13 protein-coding genes are annotated in these 20,205 nt (G+C 42.0%); 11 read left to right on the top strand and 2 right to left on the bottom strand.

The window, feature by feature from the left end; genetic code table 11:
• Positions 1-10 precede the first annotated feature (10 nt).
• The 11 genes from KXV15_RS09880 to KXV15_RS09930 all read left to right on the top strand — a co-directional run bounded on the left by KXV15_RS09880 (position 11) and on the right by KXV15_RS09930 (position 17,507).
• Entirely contained in the window at positions 11-412 is a 402-nt protein-coding gene (locus KXV15_RS09880; protein WP_240008020.1) for a DUF1398 domain-containing protein, read from the top strand.
• Positions 413-709: 297 nt separating this feature from the next.
• Complete coding sequence (locus tag KXV15_RS09885) at positions 710-1,342, top strand: hypothetical protein (RefSeq protein WP_240008021.1); 633 nt, start codon at positions 710-712, stop codon at positions 1,340-1,342.
• A gap of 295 nt (positions 1,343-1,637) precedes the next feature.
• Positions 1,638-5,759 carry a DNA-directed RNA polymerase subunit beta gene (gene rpoB, locus KXV15_RS09890; protein ID WP_240008022.1) on the top strand — a complete coding sequence of 1,374 codons (4,122 nt, stop codon included), beginning with the start codon at positions 1,638-1,640 and terminating at the stop codon, positions 5,757-5,759.
• A 90-nt stretch (positions 5,760-5,849) separates the two neighbouring features.
• A complete protein-coding gene (rpoC, locus tag KXV15_RS09895) occupies positions 5,850-10,028 on the top strand; it encodes a DNA-directed RNA polymerase subunit beta' (RefSeq protein ID WP_240008023.1) in 4,179 nt (1,392 codons plus the stop codon).
• 104 nt (positions 10,029-10,132) lie between these two features.
• Positions 10,133-10,552: an acyl-CoA thioesterase gene (locus KXV15_RS09900; protein WP_240008024.1), complete on the top strand. Its 420-nt coding sequence runs from the start codon at positions 10,133-10,135 to the stop codon at positions 10,550-10,552.
• Positions 10,549-11,184, top strand: coding sequence for an HAD hydrolase-like protein (locus KXV15_RS09905; RefSeq protein ID WP_240008025.1), 636 nt, complete (start codon positions 10,549-10,551; stop codon positions 11,182-11,184). The genes KXV15_RS09900 and KXV15_RS09905 overlap by 4 nt, the downstream gene beginning before the upstream one ends.
• Before the next feature lie 345 nt (positions 11,185-11,529).
• Positions 11,530-14,019 carry a TonB-dependent receptor plug domain-containing protein gene (locus tag KXV15_RS09910; protein ID WP_240008026.1) on the top strand — a complete coding sequence of 830 codons (2,490 nt, stop codon included), beginning with the start codon at positions 11,530-11,532 and terminating at the stop codon, positions 14,017-14,019.
• A gap of 68 nt (positions 14,020-14,087) precedes the next feature.
• Positions 14,088-15,680 (top strand): flavin monoamine oxidase family protein, encoded by a 1,593-nt coding sequence (locus tag KXV15_RS09915; protein ID WP_240008027.1) that lies wholly within the window; start codon positions 14,088-14,090, stop codon positions 15,678-15,680.
• A complete protein-coding gene (locus KXV15_RS09920; RefSeq protein WP_240008028.1) occupies positions 15,680-16,075 on the top strand; it encodes a c-type cytochrome in 396 nt (131 codons plus the stop codon). Before KXV15_RS09915 ends, KXV15_RS09920 begins: the two co-directional genes overlap by 1 nt.
• 27 nt (positions 16,076-16,102) lie before the next feature.
• Positions 16,103-16,630: a RidA family protein gene (locus tag KXV15_RS09925; RefSeq protein WP_240008029.1), complete on the top strand. Its 528-nt coding sequence runs from the start codon at positions 16,103-16,105 to the stop codon at positions 16,628-16,630.
• Between the two features lie 151 nt (positions 16,631-16,781).
• A complete protein-coding gene (locus KXV15_RS09930; RefSeq protein WP_240008030.1) occupies positions 16,782-17,507 on the top strand; it encodes a FadR/GntR family transcriptional regulator in 726 nt (241 codons plus the stop codon).
• On the opposite strand, the gene KXV15_RS09935 is transcribed toward KXV15_RS09930, so the two are convergent.
• A complete protein-coding gene (locus KXV15_RS09935; RefSeq protein ID WP_240008031.1) occupies positions 17,502-19,631 on the bottom strand; it encodes a hybrid sensor histidine kinase/response regulator in 2,130 nt (709 codons plus the stop codon). The two genes, KXV15_RS09930 and KXV15_RS09935, sit on opposite strands and share 6 nt — an antisense overlap.
• 94 nt (positions 19,632-19,725) lie before the next feature.
• The gene (gene ybaK / locus KXV15_RS09940; protein WP_240008032.1) at positions 19,726-20,205 is read right to left on the bottom strand and encodes a Cys-tRNA(Pro) deacylase; all 480 of its coding nucleotides are present in this window, start codon (positions 20,203-20,205) and stop codon (positions 19,726-19,728) included.

A 20,205-nucleotide genomic window follows, 5' to 3' on the forward strand; every position in this document is an offset into this window, starting at 1 on the left:
AAGTGGTCTTATGGAACAAAACCAAATAGATATCGCACAAGAGTGCTTAAAAGCCGCTGAGAATGACACGCTCATTTTTCCGCAAATTGTTGGTAAATTAATAGAGGCGGGGTTTGAATCCTATAATATTGATTATCGACTATCAAAAGCATTTTATTATTTGCCAAATTGTGAGGTGGTCGAACTTGAAACCCATAAAGTGCCAGTTGAAATCGGCAATGATTTTGATGTTGATGCAATCAAGGCCGCAATAAAAGAGGCGCAGCAACAGGTTGACGGTTATACCTATAAAGGTTTTTGTGAAAAAATTATGCTTGCGGGTTGTGTTGGTTATATTGTTTCCTTCGTTGGAAGACGCGCAGTTTATTTCGGCCGCACCGGCGAAACCCATGTGGAGGAGTTTCCGAAATGATTTGACGCTTTGTAGGTTGCTTAATAGCATAAATATATAATAATTTATCTCTATTAGACCCGAAAAGTAGTTCGATTTTTCTTAAAAGTGAGTAGAAGGTTTGACCTTATCATCACGAATTAATTCTAAACCTTGAGAGAATTAACGCCGTATCGAAAGCGATGCGGCGTTTTTATTTTCAATATTGAAATTCAGTAAATAATTTATTGTATTTTATTAAAATCCCTTTAAGGTAGTGTTTGGTGGCAATGTTAAATAAAGCTTTGAATTGGATGGGGTGCTATGTCGAAGTCTCAAGTGTTTATAATTGAATCATTGAGTTTTGAAGATGAGGAAAAAAAACGTATGGAAGGTTATGTTCTTCAAGATATGTTAAGGTTATCTGGAAAATGCGAGACAAAATATTTTTACGTTAGAACAAAGCAAGAATTAGTAAGGATTTTGGATATATTTGATAAGTCAAACTTTCGATATTTACACTTTTCGTGTCATGGTAGTGAAAAGGGCGTTGGTTTTACTTTAGATGATATAAGCGATGATGAATTTGCAAAAATTTTAAATTTTTACGTTGATAAAAAGAGAATATTTTTTTCTGCATGTGGATTGCCTCATAAGAAGCTTGCTTTAAAATTGTTTAGAAGTACAGACTTATATTCTATTATTGGTCCATGCGATGATATAAGCTTCTCATGTGCTGCTGCCTTTTGGCTGGCGTTCTATAATAGAATTTTTGATAAAAGTGAGCGCATGGGGCACGAAGGTATGAGGCATAAAGATATTTATGAGCTTCTAAAATCTCTTTCTAAAATTTTCAATCAAGATTTTATGTATTATAGACGTGACAGTAAAAAAAAATCTGGAATGACTTATCGAAAAATTATAGGCAATGTTACAGATAGCGATGAATTGACTAATACTAATGAAAAGTAATTGATTATAGATTTTAAGATGGTTTATATAAATTCGCACCTTACCCCTCTTCACATTTTATCCAAAATGCTATAAGGGACACAGCGTCTGACTGATTCAAGGCGTTTTTGCGACTCATACCCTTTGGTATGGGTCAATTTTGCGTCTTATGTTTACGGTGGTCAAGATTGGGTTCAGTCGCCCGGAATTACCACAAATGGCATTGCCGCAAATTGGTTATGTCAAACAATATTTTGAACAGATTATTCTTTTAAAAACAGACACAATATTAAAATTTAAATAAGGAAAGCGCGCAATGACTTTGTCGTTCACTGGCAAGAAGCGAATTCGCAAATCATTCGGCAAAATTCACGAAACCGTGACTATGCCAAACCTCATCGAGGTGCAAAAATCTTCTTATGACGCATTTTTGCAAATGGATACCCCGAAAGATCAACGCAAGGATGAAGGCATCGAAGCTGTTTTCAGAAGCGTTTTCCCAATCAAAGATTCACAAAACCGTGCAACTCTTGAATATGTTGCATATGAGTTTGAACGTCCTAAGTTCGACGTTGATGAATGTATTCGCCGCGACCTTACTTTTGCTGCGCCATTAAAAGTTACTTTGCGCCTTGTGACTTTTGAAATCGATCCGGATGCACCAGAAGCAGAACAGCAAGTTCACATGATTAAAGACATCAAAGAACAAGATGTCTATATGGGCGAAATTCCTTTGATGACTGAAAAAGGAACTTTCATCGTAAATGGTACAGAGCGTGTTATCGTTTCCCAGATGCACCGTTCACCTGGTGTGTTCTTTGACCATGATAAAGGTAAAACCCACTCATCTGGTAAATTGCTATTTGCTGCGCGCGTAATTCCTTACCGTGGTTCATGGCTTGATTTCGAATTTGATGCCAAAGACGTTATCAACGTTCGTATCGACCGTAAGCGTAAATTGCCTGCGACTTCATTGTTGCTTGCATTGGGCATGGATCCGGAAGAAATTCTTTCAACCTATTATAAATCTGTTGCTTATCGCCGTGTTGACGGTGGTTGGGCAAAACCATTCTTGCCAGAACAATGGCGTGGTGAAAAACCAAACTATGATTTGGTTGATGCTGCGACTGGTAAAGTGGTTGCCAAAGCACATGTTAAAATTTCTGCGCGTGCGGCAAACAAACTTGCTGAAGACGGCGTAAAAGAGCTTTTGGTTGGTGATGATGACCTTATCGGTCGTTATGTTGCGTATGACCATGTTAACCCTGAAACTGGTGAAATCTTTGCCGAAGCTGGTGAAGAATTGTCACAAGTTTCATTGGTTGAAATGAAAAGTGCCGGTATTGATGATGTCGAAGTTCTTGCAATCGACGGTCAAAACACTGGCCCATGGATCAGAAACACACTAACCCTTGATAAAAATGACAGCCGTGAAGGTGCATTAACCGATATTTACCGCGTTATGCGCCCTGGTGAGCCGCCAACCCAAGAAACTGCTGAAGCAATGTTCCAGTCATTGTTCTTTGAAAAAGAACGTTATGACCTTTCTGCGGTTGGTCGCGTAAAAATGAACTCACGCCTAAGCCTAGAGTGCGATGACGAATACCGCGTTCTTCGCAAAGAAGACATCGTTGAAATTCTTCGCGTTCTTCACGACCTTCGTGACGGCAAAGGTGAAATTGACGATATCGATAACCTTGGCAACCGCCGTGTTCGTTCGGTTGGTGAGTTGATGGAAAACCAATACCGTATCGGTTTAACCCGTATGGAACGCACCATCAAAGAACGTATGGGTTCAATCGAAATCTATACTGTTATGCCGAATGATTTGATTAACTCTAAACCAGTTACTGCATCGGTTCGTGAATTCTTTGGTTCATCACAGCTTTCACAATTTATGGACCAAACCAACCCACTTTCAGAAATTACCCACAAACGTCGTCTTTCTGCGTTGGGCCCTGGTGGTCTTACTCGTGAGCGTGCGGGCTTTGAAGTGCGCGACGTTCACCCAACTCACTATGGTCGTATCTGCCCAATTGAGACTCCAGAGGGTCCGAACATCGGTCTTATCAACTCATTGGCGACATTTGCGCGCGTAAACAAATATGGCTTTATCGAAAGCCCTTATCGTAAAGTTGAGGAAGGCAAGCTTCAAGAAGAAGTGGTTTACCTTTCTGCGGTTGATGAAGCAAAATACACAATCGCACAGGCAAACTCTGAAGTTGCTACTGATGGCACACTTGCACACGAACTTGTAGAAGCTCGTCAAGCAGGTGAGGCGACAATGGCGCACCGCGGTGAAATCAACCTTATGGACGTTTCTCCTAAACAGGTTGTGTCGGTTGCGGCGGCACTTGTTCCGTTCCTTGAAAACGATGACGCGAACCGCGCATTGATGGGTGCAAACATGCAACGTCAGGCCGTTCCGTTGGTTAAAGCCGAGGCACCACTTGTTGGTACTGGTATGGAAGCGGTTGTGGCACGCGATTCAGGTGCAACCATCGTTGCCCGCCGTACTGGTATCGTTGAACAAATCGACGGTACACGTATCGTTGTTCGTGCAACTGCGGAAACTGACCCAACTAAACCTGGTGTTGATATTTATCGTTTGATGAAGTTCCAACGCTCTAACCAAAACACTTGTATTAACCAACGTCCGTTGGTTAAAGTTGGTGACAACGTTAAAGCCGGCGACATCATTGCCGACGGTCCTTCTACCAACCTTGGTGAATTGGCACTTGGTCGTAACGTTCTTGTGGCGTTCATGCCTTGGAACGGTTACAACTTCGAGGACTCGATTTTAATCTCTGAACGTATCGTTCGTGATGACGTGTTCACCTCTATCCACCTTGAAGAATTTGAAGCGTCTGCACGCGATACCAAATTAGGTCCTGAAGAAATCACCCGCGATATTCCAAACGTTGGTGAAGAAGCACTTCGTAACCTTGACGAAGCTGGTATCGTTGCAATTGGTGCCGAAGTTCACCCTGGTGATATTTTGGTTGGTAAAGTTACGCCAAAAGGCGAAACCCCAATGACACCAGAAGAAAAATTGCTTCGTGCGATTTTCGGTGAAAAAGCGTCTGACGTTCGTGATACCTCACTTCGCCTTCCACCGGGTGTTTCTGGTACGGTTGTTGAAGTTCGCGTATTCAACCGTCATGGTGTTGAAAAAGACCAACGTGCAAAACAAATTGAACGTGAAGAAATTGAAAACCTTGCCAAAGACCGTGATGACGAGTTGGCAATTCTTGAACGCAACATTTATAGCCGCGTTAAAGAAATCTTGGTTGGCAAAGAAGCGGTTCAAGGTCCTAAAGGTTTTGCTGGTGGCGTAATTACTGACGACACACTTATTCAATACTCAAAAGGTCAATGGTGGCAGTTTGCGCTTGCTGATGAAGCAGTTATGAGCGAAATCGAAGCAATCAAATCACGTTATGAAACTTCTAAACGTGAACTTGACAGCCGCTTTGAAGATAAAGTTGAAAAGTGCCGTCAAGGTGATGACCTTCTTCCAGGTGTTATGAAAGTGGTTAAAGTTTTCGTTGCGGTTAAACGTAAACTTCAACCGGGTGATAAAATGGCGGGTCGCCATGGTAACAAGGGTGTTATCTCACGCATTTCGCCAATCGAAGATATGCCATTCCTTGAAGATGGTACTGCGGTTGATATCGTTCTAAACCCACTGGGCGTGCCTTCGCGTATGAACGTTGGACAGATTCTTGAAACCCACCTTGGTTGGGCTTGTTCTGGTCTTGGTAAGCAAGTTACCGAAGCATTAGAAGCATACCAACGTGCGGGCGAGAAAGATAAATATATCGCAAAACTAAAAGACATTTACGGTGAAAATCAGGAGCTTCCAGAATCTGATGAGGAATTGATCACTTTGGGTCAAAACCTTGGAAACGGCGTTCCGATTGCTACACCGGTGTTTGATGGTGCTAAAGAAAGCGACATTCGTTATTACCTAAATAAAACTGGTAATAAAGAGAATGGTCAATCAACCCTATTCGACGGCAGAACTGGTGAACCGTTTGCCCGTGATGTTACTGTTGGTATCATCTACATGCTTAAACTTCACCACCTTGTTGACGATAAAATCCACGCCCGTTCAATTGGCCCATATTCACTTGTTACTCAGCAGCCGCTTGGTGGTAAGGCGCAATTTGGTGGTCAAAGGTTCGGTGAGATGGAGGTCTGGGCGCTTGAGGCTTATGGTGCTGCTTATACACTTCAAGAAATGTTGACCGTTAAATCGGATGACGTTGCCGGACGTACCAAGGTTTATGAAGCAATCACCCGTGGTGATGACAAATTTGATGCCGGTATCCCTGAATCATTCAACGTTCTTGTTAAAGAGATGCGTTCACTTGGTCTTAATATCGACCTTACCGAAGCGCCGCTTGACAATTACGAAGACGATTTGAGCATCTAATTTAAACTGGTGGCGGGTAACCGCCACCAACAAAGGTTTTCACGGGTAATTGAACCCAAAATTTTTTAAGGCTTTAAGGAGCTATTGGTAATGAACCAACATGTAACTAACCGCTTTGGCATCCCATCGGAATTGCCGCCACAATTTGACTCAATTCGTATCTCTCTTGCCGCGCCTGAGCAGATTTTGTCTTGGTCAAAAGGTGAGGTTAAGAAACCTGAAACTATTAACTATCGTACTTTCAAACCAGAGAAAGACGGTCTTTTCTGCGCACGTATTTTCGGGCCTATGAAAGATTATGAATGTTTGTGCGGTAAATATAAACGTATCAAACACAAAGGTCTAACCTGCGAAAAATGCGGTGTTGAAGTAACATTGCAACGCGTTCGCCGCGAACGTATGGGCCACATCGAACTTGCTGCACCGGTTGCACATATTTGGTATTTGAAATCACTGCCTAGCCGTATTTCAACAATGCTTGATATGACGCTAAAAGATGTTGAGCGCGTTCTTTATTTTGAAAAATATATCGTTGTTGAACCAGGCATCACGCCATTCACTGAAAAACAACTTATTGATGAGCATGAATTGTTCGATGCCCAAGACCAATATGGTGAAGATAGCTTCACTGTTGGTATCGGTGCCGAAGTTATTCGCCAAATGCTTGCTTCAATCGATCTTGAACAAACTGCGAAAAATCTTCGTGAAGAAATCGCGGCTTGTACAACTGAACTTAAGCCTAAAAAACTTGCAAAACGTTTGAAACTTATCGAAGCGTTTATGATGTCTGGTAACCGTCCTGAATGGATGGTTATGACAATTGTTCCGGTAATTCCTCCTGAACTTCGTCCGCTTGTTCCACTTGAAGGTGGTCGTTTCGCGACATCAGATTTGAACGATTTGTATCGCCGCGTTATCAACCGTAACAACCGTCTAAAACGCCTTATCGACCTACGTTCGCCAGACATCATCATCCGTAACGAGAAGCGTATGCTTCAAGAAGCGGTTGACGCATTGTTTGATAACGGTCGTCGTGGTCGCGTTATTACTGGTGCAAACAAACGCCCTCTTAAATCTTTGGCAGACATGCTTAAAGGTAAACAAGGTCGTTTCCGTCAGAACTTGTTGGGTAAACGCGTGGATTATTCTGGTCGTTCGGTTATTACCGTTGGTCCAGATTTGAAATTGCATGAATGCGGACTTCCAAAGAAAATGGCTTTGGAATTGTTCAAACCATTCATCTATCAACGCCTTGAAGCAAAAGGTCTTTCTGCAACCGTTAAACAAGCGAAAAAACTTGTTGAGAAAGAAAAGCCAGAAGTTTGGGATATCCTTGATGAAGTTATCCGCGAACACCCTGTAATGCTTAACCGCGCACCAACTCTACACAGACTTGGTATTCAGGCGTTCGAACCAAAACTTATTGAAGGTAAAGCAATTCAGCTTCACCCATTGGTTTGTACCGCATTTAACGCCGACTTCGACGGTGACCAAATGGCGGTTCACGTTCCATTATCAATCGAGGCACAGCTTGAAGCACGCGTATTGATGATGTCAACCAACAACATTCTTTCTCCTGCGAATGGTCGTCCAATCATCGAACCATCACAGGATATCGTTTTGGGTCTTTATAACATCTCAACCGTTCGTGAAGGTGAGCCTGGTGAAGGTCGCGCATTCGTAAACATGGGTGAAATTGAGGCCGCTTTGGATGCAAAACAAGTAAACGTTCACACCAAAGTTCGCGTTCGTTGGCACGGTGTTGACGAAAATGGCAATGACATCACCCGCGTTATTGAAACCACTCCTGGTCGTTTCATGATTGTGGATTTGTTGCCGCGTCACCCTAAATTACAGCCTGAAATCTGTAACATCGTTTTGACCAAAAAAGAGATCGCAAACCTTATCGGTCGCGTTTATCGTTACTGTGGTCAAAAAGCGACTGTTATATTCGCTGACCGTTTGAAAAACCTTGGTTTTGCCAAAGCGTTCGAAGCGGGTATTTCTTTCGGTATGGCCGATATGGTTGTTCCAAAAGCCAAAGAAGAATTGGTTGAGGCAGCACGTAAAGAAGTAAACGAATACGAAACTCAATATGCTGATGGTCAAATCACCAAAGGCGAGAAATACAACAAAGTAGTTGACGTTTGGTCAAAATGTACTGACCGCGTTGCGGATGCGATGATGGAAGAAATCGCAAAACCAATCAAAGCTCGTGACGGTTCACAACAGCTTAACTCGGTTTATATGATGGCTCACTCTGGTGCGAGGGGTTCTAAAAACCAAATGAAGCAGTTGGGCGGTATGCGTGGTTTGATGGCGAAACCATCTGGCGAAATCATCGAAACCCCGATTATTTCTAACTTTAAAGAAGGCCTATCGGTTCTTGAGTACTTCAACTCTACCCACGGTGCGCGTAAAGGTCTTGCCGATACCGCGTTGAAAACTGCAAACTCTGGTTACTTGACCCGTCGTTTGGTTGACGTTGCCCAAGATTGCATCATCACTGAGGAAGATTGCGGCACTGCACATGGTATCGAACTTAAACCTGTTATCGAGGGTGCGGACGTTATCGTATCTCTTGAACAACGTATTTTGGGTCGTGTTCTTGCCGAAGATGCGGTTGATCCGGAAACTCAAGAAGTTCTTTATGCGCGTGATACATATTGCGATGAAGATATTGCTGCGGCAATTGACAAAGCGGGTGTTCAATCGGTTAAAGTTCGCTCTCCATTAACTTGCGAAACTCGTAACGGCGTTTGTGGTACTTGCTATGGTCGTGACCTTGCACGTAACACCCGCGTTAATATGGGTGAGGCAGTTGGTGTTATTGCGGCGCAATCAATCGGTGAGCCTGGTACACAGCTTACAATGCGTACGTTCCACATCGGTGGTGCGGCATCGGTTGTTAACAACTCGTCTATGGATGCTGGCTTGTCTGGTAAAATCAAATACCAGAACGCGGCAACTATTACCCGTGAAAATGGCGAAATCATCTGTATGGGTCGTTCAATGTCTGTGTCTGTTGTGGATGCGGATGGCAAAACCCGTCAATCGCTTAAACTTCCATTTGGTAGCCGTATTCGCGTTAAAGATGGTCAAAAAATCGAACGTGGCGATCGTCTTGCTGATTGGGATCCGTATGCAACACCAATCATTTCAGAGATTGCAGGTCATGCAAAACTTGAAGACTTGATTGATGGTGTTTCTGCTCGTGACGAACTTGACGAAAACACTGGTATTTCTTCAAAAGTTGTTATCGACTGGCGCGGTGGTTCAAAAGTTCATGCCGACCTTCGTCCGTCTATCGTAATTCTTGACGATAGCGGTGAGCCGGTTAAACTTCCAAATGGTAAAGAAGCACGCTATTCATTGCCAATTGGTGCAACCCTTTCTGTTGCTGATGGTTCATTGGTTGCAGGTGGTGATACACTTGCCCGTGTTGCTGCTGGTGGTGTTACATCACGCGATATTACGGGTGGTCTTCCACGCGTTGCTGAATTGTTTGAAGCACGTCGTCCTAAAGACCACGCAATTATCGCGGAAATCGATGGTCGCGTTGAGTTTGGTAAAGACTACAAAAACAAACGCCGCATTCGTATCGTTCCTGATGATGAAACTATCGAGCCAGTGGAATACATGATTCCAAAAGGTAAACACCTTCCGGTTCAAGATGGTGACTGGATTAAACGCGGTGAACACATCCTTGCGGGCAACCCTGCACCACAAGATATTCTTGCGGTTCAAGGCGTTGAGGCATTGGCTGAATACCTTGTTGAAGAGGTTCAAAAAGTTTACCGTCTTCAAGGTGTGGTCATCAACGATAAGCACATCGAAGTTATCGTACGTCAGATGTTGCAACGCGTTGAAATCACCGATGCCGGCGATACCGACTTTATCAAAGGCGATGCGGTTGACGAAATCGATCTTGTTGATGAAAATAAACGTATTGAAGAACTTGGTCTTAAACCTGCTACTGCTTCACCAGTATTGTTGGGTATTACCAAAGCATCTCTTCAAACTCGTTCATTCTTCTCTGCGGCATCGTTCCAAGAGACAACTCGTGTTCTTACCGATGCATCAGTCAACGGTAAAGTTGACCCTCTTGATGGTCTTAAAGAGAATATCATCGTTGGTCGTCTTATCCCTGCTGGTACTGGTGGCGCGCTTCGTCGTCTTAAAGCAATTGCGGCGCATCAAGATGCCAACGCAATTTCTGATGAACGTCACACCGAAGAAGAGGCATTGCCAGAAGGTTTGGATGACTAATTCCAACCAATTCGAAATGAATATCAAAAGGGCGCGGTTTCGCGCCCTTTTTTGTTTGCGAAAATTTGCTTGTTGAACTACTAAACCCAAAACGGAATCATATAATGCCAAGACCAGACCCCGAAATATTAAACCCCGCTAATTATCCCTACAAAGTTGACGTACCAACCAGATTTACCGATCTAAATGTTGCGCAACATGTTTCTAATACTGCATTAGTGCAGATGATAGAGGATGCGCGTGCAAGGTTTTTAATCCAATATGGCGCTGAATTTTCGGGTGAAAATGTGCTTATGGTCGTTACCAATAAGGTTGATTATTTGGCGGAATGTTTTTGGCCCGCCCCAGTTGAAATTTATGTAAAAGTTTCAAAAGTTGGCAATTCATCATTTGAATTATATCAACTTGCCGTTCAAGAAGGGAAGGCGGTCGGCCTTTCAACTTTGACTATGGTCAATGTTGTCGGTGGTCGGGCAAGCGCATTGACCGAAAAACTAAAAGCTAATTTACAAGAATTAATATGAACATCCTTTTTGATTTAGACGGAACAATCATCGACCCAGGTGATGGGATTATAAAATCATATTCAAAAGCATTGGTTGCTTTGGGCCATCAGGATAAAATTACACTTGATATGAGCTGGGTGGTTGGCCCACCTTTAAGGAAAAGTTTTGCCACAATTCTTCCCGAAGAAATGGTCGAAGAAGCGGTTGCAAAATACCGCGAATTTCACGCCCAAGGTGGTTTAAAAGAAGCGGTTTTATATGATGGGATTGCGGATATTATTGCGCAATTAAACGACACTGGACACCAACTATTTATTTGCACCGCCAAAAATGTTCCATTTGCAAGGCAAAATATCGAACAATTTAACCTTGAAGGATATTTTACTGAAATTTACGGTTCGCACCTTGATGGCAAATTTGATGATAAAGCAGAGTTGGTTGGGCACATAATCGATACCCATGGCCTAAACAAAAGCGAAACAATAATGATTGGCGACCGTGAGCATGACATTATTGCTGCCCGCAAAAATGGAATTAATGGCATTGGCGTATTATGGGGCTATGGCAAAGAAGAAGAATTAAGCAATGCTGGCGCACATATTTTGGTTGAAAATCCAGGTGAACTCTTAAAAGTGGTTGTTGATTCGTAGATTAGAGTTTGTAATCTGAAATGACTTATAAAAACCACACTATCTTTGGTGGCTTTAAAATCAGCTAGAATAAATCACCTGTTTGCGGCGCGCATATAAAATCTTATTCTGGTTATGCTTGCTTTGTATGCAAGAAAATAAATTTTATGTCATTAACGCGACAAAAATGAGCATGTGAAATATTTTTGTCAAAACTTTTTGAATTTTTATTGAAAGCGATTGCAGCATAAATCCAATCTGTGTGTGGGCGGTTGGATAGAGTAAAACCTATCTTTCAAGACACCAAATACTATTGGGGAAACATACGAAGGGGCTCCTTACCTTAAAACCTTGGGGAGTCTTAATATGTTGAATACAAAAAAATCTAATTATTTTACAGCAGTATCACTTCTGGCACTGGCGTGCGTAGCACCGTCTTTTGCAATGGCAAATGATGAAACAACAGTGGCAGCAGCAACAACAGAACTAGCACCAGTTGAAAGCGCAGTAATCGTAACGGGCACACGCACCAGCGGCGTTAAAGCCGTAGATAGTGCGTCGCCAATCGTGGTTTTAGATACCAAAGCATTGGCAAAAGTTGGTCAGCCTGACTTGATGCAGGCATTGGCACAAAACACGCCATCCTTTACAGTTCAGGCATTCGGTTCAGATAGCGCAAACCTTACTGTAACGGCAAAACTGCGTGGCGTAAGCCCGAACCATGCCTTGATTTTAGTTGATGGCAAACGCCGTCATACTACTGCAAACCTTGCGGTTCTTGGTGGTGCATATCAGGGTGCGGCAACCACCGATTGGAGCTTTATTCCAATGGCATCGGTTGGTCGAGTTGAAATCCTACAAGATGGTGCGGCGGCACAATATGGTTCTGATGCCATTGCCGGCGTAATTAACATTATTACCAAAAAGAAGGGTGATGGTGGTTTATTAAATATTAGTGGTGGTCAATATATGGATGGCGGCGGCCAAACCGGCGCCGTATCATTAAACATGGGTTTTACGCCAATTGAAAAAGCGTATATGAACCTAACCTTGGAAACAAAATGGCATGATTATTCAAATCGCGGTGACCTTGATCCACGTGTTTATGCTACAAATTCTGATGGCAGCCTAAAGTATCCGAATCTTAAATATGCGGATGAATATCCATATTTGAACCACGTTATTGGTGATGCGCAATATCGTTTGAATGTTGCAATGCTTTCAGCGGGTTATGATGTAAGCGATGATTTGAAATTCTATACAAATATGTCTTACGGTCATAAATATGCATCAGCTTATGAAAACTGGCGGACACCAGATCGGGTTGTGACTTCAACGGGTGCATATGTTTTCCCATTTGGCTTCCAACCACGCGAAGTTTTGTATGAAGATGATTACCAATTTACTTTTGGTTCGCAATTCAAAGCAATGGGATGGGACTTTGATGTTTCAACAAGTGCTGGACGCGATGATGAAGAGATTTACACTCGTGATTCTGCAAACATTTCATTCTACACTGACTTTGGCTGGACACCGTCAAATTTCTATGATGGCTCATTGATTACAACCCAACAGGCAACAACAATCGATGCTGATAGATCATTTGAAGTTGGCTTGGCATCGCCGTTAAACGTTGCATGGGGTCTTGAGTATCGTAACGAAAGTTATGAAATCAAATCTGGTGATGCTGCATCATATTATAAAACTGGTGCGCAATCATTCCCTGGCTATCCAACTTCTGCAAATGGTAAGCATTCACGTAATAACAAAGCGGTATATGTTGATTTCGCTGTGAACCCTGTTGCAAAACTAAGCACAGATTTCGCATTGCGTTATGAAGATTTCTCCGACTTTGGTGAAGCAACGGTCGGAAAACTAACTGGTCGTTATGATTTCACGGATGCTTTTGCACTTCGCGGTACCGTAAGCACCGGCTTCCGTGCGCCGACATTGGCAGAGGAATTCTATACCTCAACTAACGTTTCACCTGATGAATATGACGTGCAGGTACAGCCAAACTCTAATGCGGCAAAATTAATTGGTATTCCAAACGGTCTTAAGCCGGAAAAATCAACCAACCTAAGCTTTGGTACAGTTTTGAAACCATTTGATTCAAATGTAATTATTACTGCTGATGCTTATTATATCAAATTGAAAGATCGTATCGTTGGTTCTGATACACTTTATGCAATTGATAGCGGTGTAGTTGTTTCACCAACTCTTAAAAGCGTGATTGACGCCACAGGTATCGTGATTGATTATTCTGGTCTTGATTATCTTGGTATCAACGTGTTTGGTAATGGTGTTGATACAACCACTAAAGGCATCGACATTCTTGCCACCACAAGCACTGATTTAGACAAATTTGGTAAAATTGATTGGACGTTTAGCGCCAATTACAACAAAACCGAAGTTGACAAAGTTCACAGCTTCCCTGGAATCCCTGGTATGGAATTGTTTAGTAAAGAAACAATTTCTTACCTAGAGACTGCAACCCCGAAATATAAATTTATTCTTGGTGGTTTGTGGACTTATGGCAAGTTGCAGACAAATGTTAAAGTCTCCTATTATGGCGATTCACAATATGACGTGAATTATGCTGGACAATGGTGGGAAATTAAACCAGGTGCCAAGGCAATTGTCGATTTGGATTTATCATATAACCTAACTGACAATGTTACCTTAAGCGTTGGCGCAAATAATTTGTTTAACGAATATCCAGACGAGCAACCAGCAGGTTATCGTGCAATCCGTTACGCAAGAAAAAGCTCTGGTTACGTAACCCATTATCCAACCAACTCTCCTTATGGAATTAATGGTGGATATTATTACTCAAAACTTTCTGTGAAATTTTAATTGAGTTCGTACTCGTTTGCGGGGGTTCTGCCCCCGCAACAAATCTTTACAGGACAATGGGGAAAATCATGTCTGAAAATATATTTTCAAAATCAATAACTTCACGTAGAAGTTTTATAGAAGGTCTGGCTGCAATCGGCGGAATTTCACTTGCACTTGCTGGCATGGACGCGTTGGGTTTAGGGATTGAATCCCAATATAGTACTCCACCTGATATTAGTGGTGGTAATGGAAAGAAAATTGTCATTCTTGGGGCGGGCCTTGCCGGTTTGACGGCCGCTTATGAAATGTCAAAAGCCGGCTATGATTGTAAAGTTATTGAAACCCGTTCTTTTGCTGGTGGTCGCTGTCAGACCGCGCGAAAAGGTTTTAAATATACTGATTTGATGGGGTATTCACAAACTTGCGAGTTTGATGAGGGGCACTATCTAAACAATGGACCGTGGCGGATACCATATCACCATCATTCAACCCTTTATTATACCAAAAAATTCAATGTTCCTTTGCAATTGTTCAATAATGACAATGATAATTCATTTGTCTATTTCGAAGGCGGCACAGGACCATTAGCAGGAAAACCACTTCGCAAAGGTAAAGTTGCGGCAGATGTTCGTGGTTATACTTCTGAAATTTTGGCAAAAGCATCAAAATCAGGTGCGTTAAACCTACCATTCTCTGCGGCGGATAAAGATAAATTTATTGCTTATTTGATTGGTGAAGGTTGGCTTAATGCCGATACATTATCATATGAAGGAACCAATGGACGTGGTTATGAGGTTGATCCAGGGCCGGGCACAAATCCGGGACCGGGTGTTCCATCGAAACCATATGCGATGTCTGATTTATTGGGTTCAAAAGCATGGTCAGTTTTGCAATCTGTTTCTGATTATGAACAACAAAGAGTAATGTTCCAACCAATTGGCGGTATGGATCAGATTGCAAAAGGCTTTGTCAAAAATCTTGGTGATTTAATTCAATATTCAACCTCGGTTAAAAAAATTGCCCAAGATGCAAACGGTGTTACAGTTTCTTGGGTTGATGGAAATGGTGTAAAAGGCACGACAACTGCCGATTATTGCATTTGTACAATTCCGATTTCAGTTTTGAACGGCATCGATTTACAGGTCTCACCAACTTTCAAAGAAGCAATGTTAAAGGTTGCCTATGCGCCGGTAAATAAAATTGGTTTGCAAATGTCGAACCGCTTTTGGGAAGATAAATACCGTATTTATGGCGGCCATGTTTATAATGATATTCCGGGTATTCGCACGATTTCTTTGCCTTCATACGGCTTCCAAGGCGAAAAAGGTGTGCTTTTGGGTTATTATTCCTTTGGCGGTGAGGCGGCAAAGATAAGTGCCAAATCACCGGCAGATCGCGCGGCATTTGCCCTTGAAGGCGGCCAAAAAATCTTCCCAGAATATAAATCAAGTTTTGAAAATGCATTCTCATTCTGCTGGCATTTGGACAAGGACAATCTTGGTGGTTGGGCTGTCTGGAGTGATGAAGCGCGCAAAGAAGCATATCCGAAACTTTGTGACCCGGATGGAAGAATCTATTTGGCGGGTGAACATTTAACTTATCTCGGTGGTTGGCAAGCAGGTGCAATTGAATCCGCATGGCAACAAATTGAAAAAATCCACAAAAGGGTGAAAGCATAATGTTTAAAAATAAATATGGTGTTGTTTATCTAATGGCAATTTTGTCATTAAGTTTAATTTCTGGCGGCGTAGCAAAGGCTGATGGTCGCGCATTATTCATGGAAAATTGTTCGGCGTGTCACCAATCAAATGCACAAGGGGTTCCCGGCGCATTTCCGGCGCTTGCCAAAAATAAATTGGTGCAAGGAAGCCCAGATGTGTTGGTAAAAACTGTGCTTAATGGTCGTGCAGGTATGCCATCATTTAAAGGCGATTTGTCTGATAGCGACCTTGCAATGATCCTAACATATTTGCGTGCCAATCATGGCAACCATGCTTCTGGCATAAAACCAGATTTCGTAAATAAACAACGCAAAGGCGGACAGCAAAAATCACAATCACTTCAGGCGCATTAATTCACGTGCGTTGATAAGGAGAAACTTATGAAAAAACTTATAATTAGTGCGTTATCATTTGGCTTGTTAATGGCAAGTGGTGCGCAAGCCCAGGAAGTTAAACGAACTGGTCCTGCGGAATCGCCAATTTCAACGGTTGTAACCGTGCCACCGGGCTACACCACTTATTACGTAAGTGGTCTTGTGCCGCCGGTGGTTGATAAAACTGCCCCTGCAGGTACTGCGGCTGTTTTTGGTGGTTCGACAGAAGTACAAACCGAAGGCGTGATTTTGCGCATTAAAGATGCGCTTGCCGCAGAAGGTTTGGGGCTTGGTGATATTGTTATGATGCGTGTTTATTTAGTCGGCGACCCAGCATTAGGTGGCAAACTAGATTTTGGCGGCATGATGAAATCATACAAAAAATATTTTGGAACTGCTGAACAGCCAAATAAACCATCACGTGTAACCACTCAAGTTGCTGCATTAGCAGGTGAGGGGATGTTGGTGGAAATTGAAGTGCAGGCAGTTAAAAAAATTGCCACACCGGCAATGCCAAAAAAAGCTAAAAAATAGTAAGAAATTCGTCAGGGCAATGAGTATTAACAATAGCGCGGATTAATATTTGCTGTCCTGACGTCTTGCAGTTTTTTAGAGTTTTGCTAAAGATATATATATAACTAAATAATAGATTTAAATACTACTTGGTTGAGGAAAAACGCGCAAAATGGATGGACAGGGTGCTGCCAAATTATCTGAAAAAGTTGCGGCATTAATTCGCCAGAAAATTGCCGATGGCGCGCTAAAAGACGGCGAAGACCTTGGCTCTGAAGCAACTTTAATCGAACAATATAATGCGTCGCGTCCTTCAATACGTGAGGCGTTGCGCATCCTTGAGGCAGAGGGATTGTTGCAAATTGTTCGCGGTGCACGCTCGGTAAAAGTGCGCGCTCCACAAGTTGATTTACCAGCGCGTTATATGGCGCTTTTATTACGTACACAGGGGGCAACTGTTGCCGATGCCTATCACTGTCGCACCTTGATTGAGCCGGCAATTGTAAAAGAAGTTGCGAATAACGCTTCTGACAAGGCGCCGATAATTTTGAACAATATCATAAGGCGCGAAAATGAGGCGCTTTTGATGAACGACTTTGAAGCCATTGTTCGCTATTCCAATGAATTTCATGCCGCCCTAATTGCATTGAGTGGCAATAAATCGGCACAATTGATAATTTCTATGCTGAATAAAATATATGGCGACCATTATGCAACTGTTGTTTTAAACACCGATAAAGACACTTTGGAAAAGGCAATAAAGGCACACGAAATATTGGTTCACTTTATCGAAAAAGGTCAGGCCGAACGTGCAGAGCAATTTTGGAATTCCCATCTTAATTTATTTGAACAATTAATGCGTAATTCAAAATCTTATTTGCAAATGGTTGAATTATAATACCGATAGTTTTTTAGTGTCGGATGAGTGTTCGTTATCTTCAATCTGTTGCAATAGATCGATAATTGCCTGAATTTCTATGGGTTTTCCAAGGAAATAATCTGCCCCTGCGGATGTTGCCAAATCAGAATAACTGCTTTCAGTATTCGCACTAAGCATGACAATATTAGTATGACTTAGATTATTGTGATGCTCATATTCTCTGATTGCCTTTGTCGCCTCGATACCATCAAGTATGGGCATTTTAATATCCATGAAAACCAAATCAAACTTTTGTTTTTTCACGGCCTCTAATGCATCCCGGCCATTTGAAACAACCGTGGTTTCAAAGCCAAATGGTTCAGTTATAATTGCGAATACTTTTTGGTTTACGGCGTGGTCTTCGGCTAATAAGACACGGTAATACATGTCTTTTTCTGGTAATGGTTTATTGGCTAATTCATTTGTGATTGTTTCTTGTTCCGTATAAGGCGCAAGTGGAATAGTCGCAATAAATGTTGAACCTATGCCGATTTGAGAGCTAACATGGATTTGCCCACCCATTAAATCCAACAAATCTTTTGAAATAGAAAGCCCTAAGCCAGTGCCACCATATTTGCGGGTGATGGTATTATCGGCCTGTGTGTAGCGATTAAACAAATTGTCCAAATCACTTTGTTTGATACCAATTCCCGTATCAGTAACAGTTATTTTAATGCCTTGTGCCACATCTAGCCCATTAATATTATTAAATGGCTCAACATTAATAGAAACTTTGCCGTGGCTAGTGAATTTTACGGCATTTGACGCAAGGTTGGTTATGATTTGTCTAATCCGAACCATATCTCCATAATAATTTAAGTGCATTCCTGGGGTAAATGAAAGCTCAAACCCTATATCTTTGGTGTCGGCTTGGAATTTAACAAGCAATGCCGCCGCCGTAATAACCTCTTTAACATCAATCGGAAGGTTTTCTAATGTTAATTGACCGGCTTCAATTTTTGCGTGATCCAAAACATCATTCAATAACAAGCCCAAGGTTTTTCCAGCTGACTTGATTAATTCCACCATATCCCGTTGTTTGGGATCAAGACTTGTGTTTGACAAGGCATCGGCAATTCCCACAACGCCATTTAATGGGGTGCGTATTTCATGCGATACATTTGCAAGGAATGTTGATTTTGACTGATTGGCATCATCGGCAATTTTGGCAAGCTTTTGCAAATTATCATTATAGTTTTTGGAATCAGTTATATCAGTAAATGAGGTTACGATTTTAACTGGCTCTTTATTCCCCTCTTGAAACAAAGGGGTTGATGAAACTTTTAGCCATATTCTATCGCCATTTAACATGTCGAGGCCAACAATATTATTTTCCACCAATTGCCTAGATTTTAGGGCAACAAGTGGCGGAAGTTGCTGCCAACCCAATTGGTTGTTGTCTTCGTCAAAAATTTTCCAATCTTCATTCAGGCCATTGGCATTTATTAATTCTGACTTTTCAAGTCGCAAGATTCGAAGTGCTGCTGGGTTACAAGATACGATCTTTCCATCTTTATCATGAACCAATACCCCGTCATGCATGGTTTTTAAAACCGCATCAGAGGCAAGGGCTTCTGAATTTGCAATTATTAATTGTTTGGCGGTGGTTTCATAATTTTTTGCAATGTCATGCAGTTTTAGAAATGATGCGGTTTGCGATGCCAAAAGCTTTAGCATACGTTTATGTGAATCACTAAAATCCCGTGTCTCGGTATCAAAAATACAAAACGTTCCAAATATGCTTCCATCGGGAAAGAATATTGGTGTGCCGGCATAAAAACGATATTTTAAATTATTGATTACATATGGATTATCTTTGAAACTATCATCGGTTTTGGCATCGAATACGACATATGTATCTTTTCTGGCAATTGTTGTGTTACAAAATGTCAGATTTCTGGGAATATCAACGTCCCTAAACTCAATATGGGAGGTAACGGTAAGTGTGTCGCCATTAAAACGCGTAATATACACATAAGGCGTTTTGAATATCTTGCGCCCTAATTCAATTAGTGAAACAAAGTCAGGCTCCTCAAGTGTGGTTGAAAGAGCGATATCCTCGTCGATTATTGTTGTTTTATTAGTAAATAAAAAACTATTCATTACCGATTAGGAATGCACGATTCTCCTTAATTTATGGTTACAATAGGCATGTTTCATAATATTAGAATATTGCTCGCTTAGGGCGCGCGATATATTATTGCGTAATATCAATAGCTTCGGTAGCAATTACTGATAGTGCGTCATTTGGTCGCATACCGATTAGGAGGCCCCTTGCGCCGCCATTTATATAGATTTCTTCAAAATCTAAGGCGCTTTTATCTATAAAGCTGCGGAGTTTCTTTTTCTGTCCAAAGGGGCTAATGCCGCCAACTTTAAAGCCAGTTATACGTTCGGCGTCATGCGGATTAATCATTTGCGCATGTTTTGCACCGCATGCCGCTGCAAGTTTTTTCATCGCCACATTTTTGTGTGAGGGGATTATCGCACAAACCGGAACATTATCAGCAAGAACCACGAGGGTTTTAAAAACCTGTTCTTCGGGTTTGCCAATTGCCAATGCCGCATGAACCCCAATTTTATCAACCCCACTTTCATATTCATAAGGGTAGGGGGTGAATTTTATCCCGGCTTTGGTAAGGGCAAGTGTTGCGGCGGTCGTTTTTGCTTTAGACAT

It is taken from the genome of Pseudaquidulcibacter saccharophilus, from assembly GCF_019455445.1.
GTDB lineage: Bacteria > Pseudomonadota > Alphaproteobacteria > Caulobacterales > Aquidulcibacteraceae > Pseudaquidulcibacter > Pseudaquidulcibacter saccharophilus.

Coding starts and splice junctions, on each gene's coding strand:
- KXV15_RS09910 (WP_240008026.1), top strand. CDS start 11,530: ATGTTGAATACAAAAAAATCTAATTATTTTACAGCAGTATCACTTCTG.
- KXV15_RS09880 (WP_240008020.1), top strand. CDS start 11: ATGGAACAAAACCAAATAGATATCGCACAAGAGTGCTTAAAAGCCGCT.
- rpoB (WP_240008022.1), top strand. CDS start 1,638: ATGACTTTGTCGTTCACTGGCAAGAAGCGAATTCGCAAATCATTCGGC.
- KXV15_RS09900 (WP_240008024.1), top strand. CDS start 10,133: ATGCCAAGACCAGACCCCGAAATATTAAACCCCGCTAATTATCCCTAC.
- rpoC (WP_240008023.1), top strand. CDS start 5,850: ATGAACCAACATGTAACTAACCGCTTTGGCATCCCATCGGAATTGCCG.
- KXV15_RS09915 (WP_240008027.1), top strand. CDS start 14,088: ATGTCTGAAAATATATTTTCAAAATCAATAACTTCACGTAGAAGTTTT.
- KXV15_RS09925 (WP_240008029.1), top strand. CDS start 16,103: ATGAAAAAACTTATAATTAGTGCGTTATCATTTGGCTTGTTAATGGCA.
- KXV15_RS09920 (WP_240008028.1), top strand. CDS start 15,680: ATGTTTAAAAATAAATATGGTGTTGTTTATCTAATGGCAATTTTGTCA.
- KXV15_RS09905 (WP_240008025.1), top strand. CDS start 10,549: ATGAACATCCTTTTTGATTTAGACGGAACAATCATCGACCCAGGTGAT.
- ybaK (WP_240008032.1), bottom strand. CDS start 20,205: ATGTCTAAAGCAAAAACGACCGCCGCAACACTTGCCCTTACCAAAGCC.
- KXV15_RS09930 (WP_240008030.1), top strand. CDS start 16,782: ATGGATGGACAGGGTGCTGCCAAATTATCTGAAAAAGTTGCGGCATTA.
- KXV15_RS09935 (WP_240008031.1), bottom strand. CDS start 19,631: ATGAATAGTTTTTTATTTACTAATAAAACAACAATAATCGACGAGGAT.